Source organism: Arthrobacter sp. 05T442 (assembly GCF_056395945.1).
In genome coordinates this window covers 22220-34793 of sequence record NZ_JBFTKM010000010.1, presented here as the reverse complement: position 1 = coordinate 34793, position 12574 = coordinate 22220, and the positions used below count along the sequence as shown (strand labels likewise).

The window sequence follows — 12574 nt, the reverse complement described above, 5'->3', positions numbered from 1 at the left end:
GCCAGTTCCATCTTAGTCCGCATCCGGACCGCGGCCACAGGGGGATTTGCGCCTCTACCGACGTTGTTCGAGCTCACCGCCGTGGCACACTAGCCCCATGCGGAACCTCATTGCGGTGGCCTTCGTCGAGCCTGTCACGGAGGGGCTCGAATTCCCCCGGGATGACTGGCCGTTGCACATCACCGTGGTGAAGTTCGACATCCCCGACCACGCAAGCGCGCCTGCAACCACGCCGGAGTCCACGGCCGGCGCCGCCGCCGACGTCGTCGACCAGATCTGCACGCTGATGGACGCGCCCGTCGCGGCAGCCCTGGGCAGCACCGTTATGGTGGGCGGCGAGGCGGGCTTTGGCCGGGCCGGGACGATCCCGGTCAGCCTCATTGAGCCCAACGAACCCCTGCAGAGGCTGCACGACGCCCTTGTCCGGCTGGTTGAGGGGATGCATGGCCGGATCCCCACGCCCGGTTACACCCTGGACGGCTACCGCCCGCATGTGTCCCACCACGGGGGTAAACAGCTCAAGGCGGGCGACGCCGTCGTCCTGGACCGGATCGCCCTGGTCGACATGGCGCCCGACGGCGGCCACGCCACCCGCCGGATCCTCCGGCTCTGGACCGGTACCCCATCGTGAGCGCGACTGTACTGCCGCGCCTTCCGTCACAAGCCGGACCGGCTCCGTGGTTTCCGGGGTGCGGGTGCAATACTTGGGCAACCGCGACGCTGAGTCTACGAATCGCGGGCACTTACATTCGGACCGGGGGGCCACATCATGATGCTTGACACCGCAACCCTGCGGGTGGCTTTGGCGCTGGTCGATCTGACGCTGCTGCTGTTGTTCTACTTCATCACCTACCGCCGGACCCGGTCCGCCTACAGCCGCTGGTGGTGCACGGCGCTGCTCTTGTTCCTGGTTGGCAACGCCACGTACCTGTTGGACGGAACGATCCATCAGGTGTGGGCCAATCCCGCGGGCAACGTGCTGCTCGTGGCGGGCGGGGCCAGCATCTGGGCCGGGGCGCGTTCACTGAGGACCGCCATCCCCGCATTGTGGCAACTGGCGGTGGGGCCCGGCATCACGGCCGTAGCGTCAGTGCTGGACCGCCCCGCCACAAACATCTGGGCGGGAGGGCCGGTCTATCTGGCGCTCATGGGCCTGCTGATCGGTCTGGCCTCCCGGGAGCTGTTCCTGCTCGAGCGGCATTACTCGCGCGTGCACCGCCCGCTCGCCGTCGGCGCCGGCCTCCTCGCCCTCTTCTACCTCGGCCGCCTGATCGCCTTCGTGCTGGAAGGTCCGGGTGGCCAGGTCTTCACCTCAGTGTTCGGGTCCGTGACGACCACGACGCTTACTACCGTCACCCTCGTCGTCGCCTCGTTCACCATGGCGGAGCTGAGCTACGAGCAACAGACCCAGGATCTCCGGGCGCGCGCGACCGTCGACGGGCTCACCGGCCTCCTGAACCGCACCGCCTTCATCGACCTGGCGGAGAACGAACTCCTCCGCCTCCGCCGCAGCCGGACCACTGCATCGCTGGTCCTGGCCGACCTCGACCATTTCAAGGCAATCAACGACGAGTTCGGACACGCGGCCGGGGACTCGGCGCTGCAGGCCTTCGCCAAGGCCTGCAGCAGCACCGTACGCTCCACGGACCTCGTGGGCCGGTACGGCGGAGAGGAGTTCATCCTGCTGCTGCCGGGAGTCACCCCGGACCGGGCCCGCGGGATCGCCGCGGACATCAGCCGCCGGCTCGACGCATCGGTGTCGGACGCGATCCCCCGCCTGCCCACCGTGAGCTACGGAATCGCGTCCACGGAATCCGGCCGGAGGGATCTTGAAGTGATGGTTGCCGCAGCCGATGCGGCCCTGTACCAGGCAAAGACGCTCGGCAGGAACTGCTCCGTGCTGGCCACGGGTTCCCTCGGGGAAGGCTTCGCCTGAGCTGGCCGGTGCCTGGTGCCTGAACCTGCGGGTGCCGGGCGCCTGAACCATGGGTGGCGAGTCTGCGGCACTGATTAAGGGCAGATCAGGGCGGATGCCAGACCGGCATCCGCCCTGATCTGCCCTCGTCCCGTTGCCCTTAGCCTTGTAGCCCCATCCTCAGGGGCCGGGTGCTAGGAAATGACCCCGTCCACGAGCGCCTTCGCTTCGGCCTGGACCTGCTTCAGGTGGTCCGCACCCTTGAAGGACTCGGCGTAGATCTTGTACACGTCTTCAGTGCCGGAGGGCCGGGCCGCGAACCAGGCGTTCTCTGTGACAACCTTGAGGCCGCCGATGGCTGCGCCGTTCCCCGGTGCTTCCGTGAGTTTGGCCGTGATCGTTTCGCCGGCCAGTTCCGTCGCAGTGACATCCGACGGCGAGAGCTTGCCGAGAGCGGCCTTCTGCTCACGGGTGGCGGCAGCGTCGATCCGGGCATAGACAGGGTCGCCAAACTGGTCGGTGAGGCCCTTGTAGAGCTGGGAAGGCGACTTGCCCGTGACGGCGGTGATTTCCGAGGCAAGCAGCGCGAGCAGGATGCCGTCCTTGTCCGTCGTCCAGACGCTGCCGTCCATCTTGTTGAACGAGGCGCCCGCGGATTCCTCGCCGCCGAATGCACCCTCGCCGGAGAGCAGCCCGGGAACAAACCACTTGAAGCCCACGGGGACCTCCACGAGCTTACGGCCCAGGCTTTCCGCCACACGGTCGATGATGGAGGAGGAGACCAGGGTCTTGCCGATCACGGACCGCGGGTTCCAGCCCGTGCGGTGGCGGTACAGGTAGTCGATCGCGACGGCGAGGTAGTGGTTCGGGTTCATCAGCCCGCCGTCAGGCGTGACAATGCCGTGGCGGTCCGCGTCGGCGTCGTTTCCGGTGGCGATATCGAACGGCGCCTTGCCGGAACTGTCGGCGGACATCCGGCTGATCAGGGAAGCCATGGCAGACGGCGAGGAGCAGTCCATCCGGATCTTCTCGTCCCAGTCGAGGGTCATGAAAGCCCACTGGGGATCGACGGTGGGATTCACGACGGTGAGGTCCAGGTGGTGGCGTTCGCCGATCTCGCCCCAATAGTCCACGGATGCCCCGCCCATGGGGTCGGCGCCGATCCGGACGCCGGCCTCGCGGATGGCGTTCAGGTCCAGTACCGACGGGAGGTCGTCCACATAGCTGCTCAGGAAGTCGAACTTGCCGGTGGTATCGGCGGCCAGGGCGTCCGCTACGGGAATGCGCTTGACGCCGCGGAGCCCGTTTTCCAGCAGTTCGTTGGCGCGGTTGGCGATCCATCCGGTGGCGTCGGTGTCCGCCGGGCCGCCGTGCGGGGGGTTGTACTTGAAGCCGCCGTCACCGGGCGGGTTGTGGCTGGGAGTGACCACGATGCCGTCGGCCTGCGGGGCGCCGGCGGCGGAGTTCCGGTTGTGCGTCAGGATGGCATGGCTTAGCGCCGGAGTGGGCGCGTAGCCGTGGCGGGCGTCGATCAGGACGTTGACGCCGTTGGCCGCGAGCACCTCCAAGGCTGAATTCTGGGCGGGTTCACTCAGCCCGTGGGTGTCCTTGGCGAGGTACAGGGGACCGGTTATGCCCTGGCCCGCGCGGTATTCCACGATCGCCTGGGTAATGGCAAGGATGTGCGGTTCGTTGAAGGATGCCTTCAGGCTTGAGCCGCGGTGTCCGGAGGTGCCGAAGGCCACCCGCTGGCCCGGGTCCCCCAGATCCGGCGAAACGTCGTAGTACGCATCAAGGAGCGCAGTGAGGTCAACAAGGTCTTGGGGTTGGGCAACTGTGCCCGCGCGGCTAGCCATGGCACCAGCATGCCAGACGCCGGCCGGGCACAACACGGTTTGGCCGGAATCGGGCCCCTGTGACGAAAAGAATCTCCCCACCAGCAGATTCGTCCGGCGGTAGTCTTGAGGCACGGACTCACGAGGGGATTTCCATGACCGATCAGCCGACACCAGGCAACGACGAGGCGCCCAAGGGCCACCAGCCGCCGTCGTACCCTCCGCTGTACGGATCAGAGGTGCCGCCGGCACCGCCGGGAGCGCCGCATGTCCAGGAGCCGGGATACAGCACGCATGAGGGTCAGCACTACGGCCTGGGCGCACCGGCCTACGGCCAGCCGGCGGCGCCGTACGGCTCCGCCCCCAGCGGGAATGCCCAGGGCGGGAGTGCCTACGGCGTTCCGGGCCAGCAGCCCTACGGTGCGCCGCAGCAGTACGGTTCGCCGCAGCAGTACGGCCCGCCGGGCAGCGCCTACAACGTCTATGGCCAGCCGGCGTACTACGGGATGCCGCCGGAGCCCAAGGGCCTCAGCATCGCCAGCATGTGCTGCGGCATCGCAGCCTTCGTCGGGTTCGGGTTCTTCATCCTGCCGCAGATTGCCGCCGTCATCCTCGGACACCTGGCACTGAAGCGGGAACCGGGCAGCAGGGGCATGGCCATTGCGGGCCTGGTGATGGGCTACGTGGCCATCGCCCTGACCATAGCGGTTATCGTGATTTTTGCCGCCGTCGCTGGCAGCGCGCGCAACCGCGGGTACGGGGTCTAGGCGCCCCTCGGTAAAGCAGGGCGGGGCTCAGTCCGTGAGGGCGTCGACAATCCGTCCGGCGTTGGCTTCCAGCCACAGGCGGCGGCGGCTGATGATGCCGCCCACACCTTCGTCCCACATGCGCGCCCAGCCTCCGCCAAGCGTCGCGGCGTTGTGCCGCATCCGCTCGAAGCTCTGTGCCGCGGCTTCGACGCCGTGGGAGGGCAGCAGCTGGCGTTCCGCCTCGCTCCAGCCATAGGCGTCGGCGAAGATCCGGAGCCGCCGGAGAAGGTTAAGGTGCTCCCAGCCGGCGTAGGAGTCGTCCGGGTCCCGGAGTGGAATCCAGTGCATGGCCGTGTTGAAGGAATCCCGGAGGGCCGTGGCGGGGCCGGCGAGGTCGAAGTCCACCAGGCCTGCGGCGCGGCCGTTCCGGACCACCACATTCTGGGGGGTGACGTCGAGATGGCACACCAGCGCTGGCGAATCATGGGACGGTGTCTCCGGCCGGACGCCCCGGGCCGGGAACGGGTGGTCCGACGGGACGAAGCCAGCCGAAGCGTTGTGGAGGCGGCGGACCAGTTGCGCCACGGATACCAGGAGCTCCTCGGACTGCGCCCACGGCTCCGGCGCCGCGCCGGCGCACTGTCCGGGTACGAAGGTCAGGACATCCCGGCCTTCCTCGTCGCGGCCGAGGTACCGCGGCGAGCCGGCGAAGCCGGCGTCCTCCAGCCAGTCAAGGTACCCGGCAACGGCCAGGCTCTGCGGCTGGTGCGGGCGGCGGATGGTGCCGCCCACCCGCACCACGCCGGCGGTGACATCGCCCGCCGGCATGAGTTCGACGTCGGACGCCGCGCCTGGGGCGGGAACGTACACGCGCGACTCAACCGGCGGGCGGTCTCTGGTGCTCATCGGGTCAGCGTACGCCGCCCATGCGCTTCTTGATCGCTGGCGAGGCGATCGCCAGGCCTACGGCCAGCAGCATCGCGGTTCCGCCGATGCCGATGAAGTAGGGCAGCTCGTCCTTCGGGTTGTACAGGCCGGACAGGATGCCGGCCAGGGTGGTGCCCAGGGAGACGGAGAGGAAGAACAGCGCCACCATCTGGGTGTGGAAGGCCTTGGGTGCCAGCTTGGTGGTCACGGACAGGCCGATGGGGGAGAGGAACAGCTCTGCGAGAGTGAACAGGAGCAGGATTCCGACGAGGGCCAGCAGCGGGGTCTTGCCGCCGCCGGCCAGCGGGATGAAGGCCAGGAATGCGAGGCCCATCACGAAGAGGCCGATCGAGAACTTCAGGGCCGAACCCGGCTGCTTGCGGCCGAGCCGCGTCCACAGGGCGGCCATGATGCCGGCGAAGACGATGATGAATACCGGGTTGATGGACTGGACCCAGGCGGCAGGCATTTCCCAGCCGAAAAGGTTCCGGTCCAGCTTCTCCTCCGAGTAGACGGCAATGAACGTGAACTGCTGCTGGAACAGCGCCCAGAACGCGGCCGAGGCAATGTACAGCGGGATGAACGCCGCCACCCGTCCGCGCTCGGTGGCGTTGACTTTCTTGCTGCTGAAGATCAGGGCGAAGTACAGCACGGACGCGCCGATAGCCGTGTAGGCCATGGACATGGCAAGGTTCTTGGCGTTCACCGTGCCGGTCACGAGCAGCACGGCGATGATCACGGCGATGCCGGCGAAGATCAGGCCGTACCGGGTGCGCCGGGCGGCGGGGAGAGGGTTCGGTACCCGGTGTGCTTGTCCGGGCAGCTTCTTGCGGCCCAGCGAGTAGATGACCAGGCCCACGGCCATGCCGACGGCGGCGGCGCCGAAGCCCCAGTGGAAGCCCTGGCTCTCCTGCAGCCAGCCGGTTACCAGCGGGCCGATCAGGGCGCCTGCGTTGATGCCCATGTAGAAGATGGAGAATCCGGCGTCGCGGCGTTCGTCCTTCTCGCCGTACAGGCTGCCGACGAGGGCGGTCGCGTTGGCCTTGAGGCCGCCGGAACCGACGCCTACCAGCACCAGGCCGGCGATCAGGCCGGGGACGCCGGGAATGAGAGCGAGGGCGATGTGGCCGGCCATGATCATGATCGCGGCGCCGAACAGCACCCGTTCCGACCCGAAGAGCCGGTCCGCGAGCCAGGCGCCGAGGATGGTGGAGAGGTAGACGCCGCCACCGTAGGCGCCGACGAGGCCGGCAGCCATGGCCTGCGGAATCTCAAGGCCGCCCTGGGCGGCCGAGAAGTACATGTAGTAGAGGAGGATCCCCTGCATTCCGTAGAAGGAGAAGCGCTCCCACATCTCTACGGAGAAAAGGCTGGCCAGCATCTTTGGATGGCCAAAAAACGACGTGTCGCCCGGCGTCTTAGCGGGGGGACGGAATGAGGGATCGCCCGGCGTTGTAGCGGGGGGATTGGATAAATGAGTTGTGCTCATTTACTTAATGGTGACATTGTGACGCGCGATTGTCACATTCGGGCGGGTCCGGGGCAAGCAACCCGCATGGTGTTTCGCCTCTCTTTCGCCTCCCTATCGCCTCCCTACCGCCGGGTTTCCCGGGGCATGCCGGGCAGGCCGGACCTGTCCTGTTCCTCGTCCGGGGCGTCGTCGGCGGCGTCGAACATGATGACCTGCCGGACGGCTTTTCCGTCGGCCAGCTGGTCCATGGCCTCGTTGATGTCGGCCAGGGCGATGCGGGCGGAGATGAGCTCCTCGACAGGAAGTCTTCCCTCCCGCCAGAGCTGCGCGTACGTGGGGATGTCCCGGGACGGCACTGCGGAGCCGAGGTAGCTGCCGACGATTGTCCTGGCCTCCGCGGTGATCGTCAGCGGCGAGATCCGGGCGCGGGCATCGGGGTGCGGCAGGCCGGCCGTGATCGTTGTGCCACCGACTGCGGTGGCGGCAAAGGCCGTCTCGAAGGCGCGCGGATTGCCTGCGCACTCGATCACGAACTTGGCTTTAACGCCGTCTTCAAGGACCTGCTGCGGGGTGTACGTTTCGTGGGCCCCGAGGCGGCGGGCATGGTCAAGTTTCTCGTCGAGCGTGTCCACGGCGATGATTCTGGAGATTCCCTGGGAAGTCGCGGTGATCAGGGCGGCCATGCCGACCCCGCCGAGGCCCACGATCATGATGCTGTCCTCCGGCCTGGGGCGGGCGGCGTTGAGGACGGCTCCGCCGCCGGTGAGGACGGCGCAGCCCAGGACGGCGGCGATGTCAGCCGGGATGTCGTCACCGACAGGCACGGCGGAAGCCCGGTCCACGACCGCGTGGGTTGCAAAACCTGAAACGCCCAGGTGGTGGTACACCGTCTCGCCGGACCGGCTCAGGCGCATTGAACCGTGCAGCAGGGTCCCTTCTCCATTGCTCCTCGATCCTGCGGTGCAGGGCAGCCGGCCGTCCTCGGCGCAGTTGGCGCACTCCTCGCAGCGGGGAAGGAAGGACATGACTACGCGCTGGCCCGGCTCCAGGTCGAGGACGGCTGAACCGACCTCAACCACGCGTCCTGCCGCCTCATGGCCCAGCAGCATGGGCACCGGACGAACCCGGTTGCCGTCGACAACGCTCAGATCCGAGTGGCAGATCCCGGCGGCCTCAAGGCGGACCAGAATTTCGGTGGGCCCGGGGCCGGCCAGCTCCAACTCGGAGATGCTGATGGGCCTGGAGTCCGCGAACGGGCGCGGGCGGCCAATTTCCTCAAGTACTGCACCGGTGATCTTCATCGATCCTCTTTCGCGGCCTGGTCGGGTTTGAGTGAACGATAGCCGCCGGCCGCAGCCAGCGTCCATTTGGGGCTTCCCGACGGCGGCCGCGCTGACGCCGGGCGGACGGGATGGGCCGGTTGGGAAAGGCAGGTGGGCCGATGGGCTTCCTTGGCCCAGCCGGGGGACATGCCCATTCTTGGCGCCCGCGGGTGGACATGATGGCAATATGTCCAGCGGCCGCGGCCAGGGCTGGACATGTCCCCGATGAGCGCGGGACATGTCCCGGGTGCGGCAGGAGGAATGGGCATGTCCCCAGCAGCGGACGTTGGGCATGTCCCGTGTTGGAGCGGCGCTCCGAACTTGTCCTGTGCTCGGCGTGCGGGTTGGGCATGTCCCCGGGCGAGAGGCAGGTCCTTGGCCGGTACCCCAGGCGGCCATGTTTCCGGTGAGTCTCCGGTGAGCCACGGGTCCTTGGCTAGAACCCCGGTTGGGCCGCCACCTGCGGCAGCAGCCCAACGGTGGTCCTTGGCTAGAACCCCAGTTGGGCCGCCACCTGCAGCAGCAGCCCCTCGGAGCCCATCGGCCCGATCAGCTGGATGCCCATCGGGAGGCCGGAACCGGGGGCGGCGCCGGTCCAGTGCACCGGGATACTGACCGCCGGCAGCCCGCAGACGTTCACCATGGAGGACCACGGAGCGTATTCGCACTGTTTGCGGTAGTCGTCGTCGGCGTCGCCCGCCCATTCTGCGGCCGGCCAGTAGTTCCCGCCGTGGGTCGCGCCCGTGAACCAGCCCACCGGGCGGGGCGTTTGCGCCAGCGCCGGCGTCATTATGAGATCCCATTGGGCGTACTGGACGATCGTGTCCCGCTGGAACTGCCGCAGGAAACCGAGGGATTCGTTGAGTTTGGCGGTGCTGCGCTGCTGTGCGCGCCGCCGGAACGTCCGGGTGAGCGGGGTCAGGAGCGCTTCGCGCTGGGGAGCGATCCGGGCACTTCCGACGGCGGCAGTCCAGGCGGTGGTGAACGCGTCCGGGTAGCGGTTGTCGTAGCGGATCGCGGCTTCCGCCGTTGTGTGTCCGGCTGCCTCCAGCCGGCGGACTCCCTCGGCCAGGGCATCGAGCGCTTCCGGGTCCGGAGTGAACGGGAATACTGTCTGCCACGGGCTGTCCAGGCTCACGCCGATCCGCAGCCGGGGCGGCTGCCCGGAAGCCTGCCCGACGTAGCTTGCGGCGCCGTTTGGACCAGCACTGAATCCGGCGCCGGGCCCGCCGGCGCCAGTCACATCAGCGGGCAAGGGGTTGCAGGGCCAAGGGCTGCTGGGCACGAGCGCGTCCAGCATCAGGGCGGCGTCTGCGGCGGAGCGTGCCAGCGGTCCGGCCACCACCAGCCTGGCGGGATCGCCGGAGTTTTCGCCGGCGGGGACCAGCCCCCGCCCGGGTTTCAGGCCCACGAGTCCGCATGCGGCGGCCGGAATACGGACGGACCCGCCGCCGTCGGACCCTGGCGCGAAGGGCACCAGTCCTGCGGCGACGGCGGCGGCGCTCCCGCCCGAGGACCCGCCCGAACTGCGGCTGAGCGCGTACGGGTTGCGCGACGGCGGCGCGATGCGGTTCTCGCTGTAGGCCGTCAGTCCGAATTCCGGAACCTGCGTCTTGCCCAGCGAGATGACCCCGGCAGCCTTCAGCATGGCGGCCAGGGCGCCGTCGGCCAGGGCCGGTTTGTGGTCGAGGGCCGCGCTGCCGTGGGTGGTGATCACTCCGGCAACGTCTGTCAGGTCCTTGAAGGCGACCGGCATGCCGTGCAGCAGCGCCAGCTCTGTCCCTTCGCGGGCGGCGCGGGCATGGACGGCATCGGCCGCTGCGGCATCCCTCATTGCCTGCTCCGCGGTGACGGTGATGAACGCCCCGAGACGGTGGTTTTCGGATCCGATGCGGTCGAGGAAATGCTCTGCGGCCTGCCGGGCCGAGAGCTCGCCCGAGAGTAATGCGGCCCGCAGCTGCACCGCGGAAAGTTCGTGGATCTCAGCCAAGGAAACGCGGCTCCAGCCGTTCCTCGACCGCGCCGCCCTCCACCCCGGGGGGACATGCCCAGTCCTCGGACTCGGGGCTGAGCATCGTGGCCATATGTCCAGCCGTCACGGCCAGGGGAGGGCATGTCCCGGGCTGGCCATTGGGCATGTCCCCTGGTGGCTGGCCGCCCCGGCGGGTCACGACATACGCGCCCTTGCCCCTGGTCTCGCTCACGGCCTCCACGAGTTCCGTCCCTGCGTAGACGAGCCCCACGCCGTCGTCCGTGCAATGCGTTTCGCCGAGGGTGCCGTCCGCGACGAGCCGGTGAACGAGTGGCCGCCGACGTGCTTCCGAGTCATAGTGGACCCCGTTGGCGTAGGGCAGCAGCGCCAGACCGTTGGTCACTGCTGCGAGCTCGGGACCAAAGGAATCGGTGGTCCCGCCCTGGAACCAGCAAATGGACCCTGCCGAGACGCCCGCCAGCACGACGCCGTGTTCCCACACCCGCCGCAGGATGGCGTCCAGCCCGTGTGCCCGCCAGACCGCCAGCAGGTTCACGACCGAGCCGCCGTTCACCCATACGACGTCCTGGTCCATCAGGTGCGCCTCGGGGTCCGGATGGTTGGGCATGGTGAAGAGATTGAGGTGGCTGAAGTCGAAGCCGGCGAGCCGGGCGGCCTCGTCCATTTCCGCATTGAACCAGCGCTGATCCCCGGACGCGGTGCCGATATGCGCCACCCGCGGTGCACGTCCGCTCGCCCCGGACAGTTCGACGGCGTGATGCATCAGGCGGTCGAACTCCAGCCGCGTACGGTCCCCGGCTTTGTACCCGCCGGACGTTGCCAGGATCGTGGGCCTCTCCGCTGCCATGTGGTCTCCTTCGTGCTCCCCAGAAGCGTAACCTGCCTGCTCCGCGGGTGTTCCGCCGGCCGCTGGCGATACGCTGGGGACAGACCTTGAATTCTGCGAAAGGGCGAACATGAGCGACTTCCATACGGTGACCGTGTCCGGTATCCCCGACGGTGCCAAGATCCTGGACGTCCGTGAAGACTATGAATGGGTCGCCGGCCATGCCGAGGGTGCCCTCCACATTCCGATGGACCAGCTTCCTGCGCGGATCGAGGAACTTGATCCTGACGAGGATGTCTATGTCATCTGCCGCACGGGCGGGAGGTCATTCCGCGCCACGCAGTGGCTTGTGGGCCAAGGCTATTCGGCAATGAATGTCGCCGGCGGCATGGACCAATGGCTTGAAACCGGAATGCCGCTGGTGTCCGACAACGGACTCAAGCCAGTCATCCTGTAACCGAAGAAAGAAGAGCCGATGCCCGCATCACCCGTCACCTACACGTTCCTCGGCCCCGAAGGAACCTTCACCGAGGCAGCCCTCATGCAGGTTCCGGACGCGGCGGACGCCCTCCGCATTCCGGCGTCGAATGTGAACACGGCGCTGGACAAGGTCCGGGACGGCTCGGCCGACGCGGCCATGGTGCCGATCGAGAACTCTGTAGAGGGCGGTGTCACCGCGACCCTGGACGCCATCGCCACCGGCCCCGAACTGCGGATCCTGCGTGAAGCCCTCGTGCCGATCAGCTTCGTGCTGGTGGCCCGTCCGGGAGTCCGCATCGAGGACATCCGCCGCATCTCCACCCACGGCCATGCCTGGGCCCAGTGCAGGCTTTGGGTCGACGCCAATATTCCCGATGCGGAATACATTCCCGGTTCGTCCACGGCGGCGGCCGCCTTGGGACTGCTGGAGGACGGCGTGCACTACGACGCCGCGATTTGCGCCCCGATTGTCGCCGAGGAGCAGTCCGGCCTCGCCGTGCTGGCCGAGAACATCGGCGACAACCCCGGCGCCGTCACCCGTTTCGTGCTCGTGGGCCGGCCCGGAGAACTGCCCGCGCGGACGGGCGCAGACAAGACGACCGTGGTGGTGCCGCTGCCCGAGGACCGGCCCGGCGCCTTGATGGAGATCCTGGACCAATTCGCCACCCGCGGAGTCAACCTGAGCCGGATCGAGTCCAGGCCCACGGGCCAGTATCTGGGCCATTACTTCTTCAGCATCGATGCCGACGGCCACATTGCCGACGCGCGGGTGGCAGACGCCCTGGCAGGCCTGCACCGGATCAGTCCGGCGACCCGGTTTCTCGGCTCCTACAGCCGCGCGGACGGGCACCGGACGGACGTGGCCCCCCACACTTCCGACCAGGCATTCCGGGCCGCACATGCATGGGTGAAAGACATACTTGCCGGAGCATCCGTGGTTCCGGAATATACGCCGGAGGCTTCGCCCACAGCGTAGACAAATGCCACATCAGGCACTTCCGCCCCTAGATAACTGTGCGTATGCTTGCCTGATCCAGATTGGGGAAGTCTTCTACC

At 67.9% G+C, this 12574-nt stretch carries 10 protein-coding genes and 1 pseudogene; 5 read left to right on the top strand and 6 right to left on the bottom strand.

The window, feature by feature from the left end:
- Positions 1-97: 97 nt before the first annotated feature.
- Together AC1DES_RS11305 and AC1DES_RS11300 are read left to right on the top strand one after the other, a co-directional pair.
- On the top strand, positions 98-631 hold the full coding sequence (locus tag AC1DES_RS11305) for a 2'-5' RNA ligase family protein (protein WP_476895792.1): 534 nt from the start codon (positions 98-100) through the stop codon (positions 629-631).
- 138 nt (positions 632-769) lie between these two features.
- Positions 770-1936 (top strand): GGDEF domain-containing protein, encoded by a 1167-nt coding sequence (locus AC1DES_RS11300; RefSeq protein ID WP_476895791.1) that lies wholly within the window; start codon positions 770-772, stop codon positions 1934-1936.
- Positions 1937-2109: 173 nt separating this feature from the next.
- Here AC1DES_RS11300 and pgm read toward each other — a convergent pair whose 3' ends face one another.
- Entirely contained in the window at positions 2110-3771 is a 1662-nt protein-coding gene (pgm, locus tag AC1DES_RS11295; RefSeq protein WP_476895790.1) for a phosphoglucomutase (alpha-D-glucose-1,6-bisphosphate-dependent), read from the bottom strand.
- A gap of 134 nt (positions 3772-3905) precedes the next feature.
- Here pgm and AC1DES_RS11290 point away from each other — a divergent pair, with 134 nt between their 5' ends.
- The gene (locus tag AC1DES_RS11290; RefSeq protein ID WP_476895789.1) at positions 3906-4517 is read left to right on the top strand and encodes a DUF4190 domain-containing protein; all 612 of its coding nucleotides are present in this window, start codon (positions 3906-3908) and stop codon (positions 4515-4517) included.
- Between the two features lie 27 nt (positions 4518-4544).
- On the opposite strand, the gene AC1DES_RS11285 is transcribed toward AC1DES_RS11290, so the two are convergent.
- The 5 genes and pseudogenes from AC1DES_RS11285 to AC1DES_RS11265 form a co-directional block, all read right to left on the bottom strand.
- On the bottom strand, positions 4545-5405 hold the full coding sequence (locus AC1DES_RS11285; RefSeq protein ID WP_476895788.1) for a phosphotransferase: 861 nt from the start codon (positions 5403-5405) through the stop codon (positions 4545-4547).
- 4 nt (positions 5406-5409) lie between these two features.
- Positions 5410-6915, bottom strand: a complete 1506-nt coding sequence (locus tag AC1DES_RS11280; protein ID WP_476895787.1) for a peptide MFS transporter — start codon at positions 6913-6915, stop codon at positions 5410-5412.
- Positions 6916-7019: 104 nt separating this feature from the next.
- Entirely contained in the window at positions 7020-8198 is a 1179-nt protein-coding gene (locus AC1DES_RS11275; protein ID WP_476895786.1) for an alcohol dehydrogenase catalytic domain-containing protein, read from the bottom strand.
- A gap of 511 nt (positions 8199-8709) precedes the next feature.
- Positions 8710-10209, bottom strand: coding sequence for an amidase (locus AC1DES_RS11270; protein WP_476895785.1), 1500 nt, complete (start codon positions 10207-10209; stop codon positions 8710-8712).
- 160 nt (positions 10210-10369) lie between these two features.
- Positions 10370-11059 (bottom strand): annotated as a pseudogene (locus tag AC1DES_RS11265) (Type 1 glutamine amidotransferase-like domain-containing protein); the annotation flags it as partial.
- 109 nt (positions 11060-11168) lie between these two features.
- On the opposite strand from AC1DES_RS11265, the gene AC1DES_RS11260 reads away from it, so the two are divergent.
- Positions 11169-11495: a rhodanese-like domain-containing protein gene (locus AC1DES_RS11260; protein ID WP_476895784.1), complete on the top strand. Its 327-nt coding sequence runs from the start codon at positions 11169-11171 to the stop codon at positions 11493-11495.
- 18 nt (positions 11496-11513) lie between these two features.
- Complete coding sequence (pheA, locus tag AC1DES_RS11255; protein ID WP_476895783.1) at positions 11514-12494, top strand: prephenate dehydratase; 981 nt, start codon at positions 11514-11516, stop codon at positions 12492-12494.
- The last annotated feature ends 80 nt before the right edge of the window (positions 12495-12574 follow it).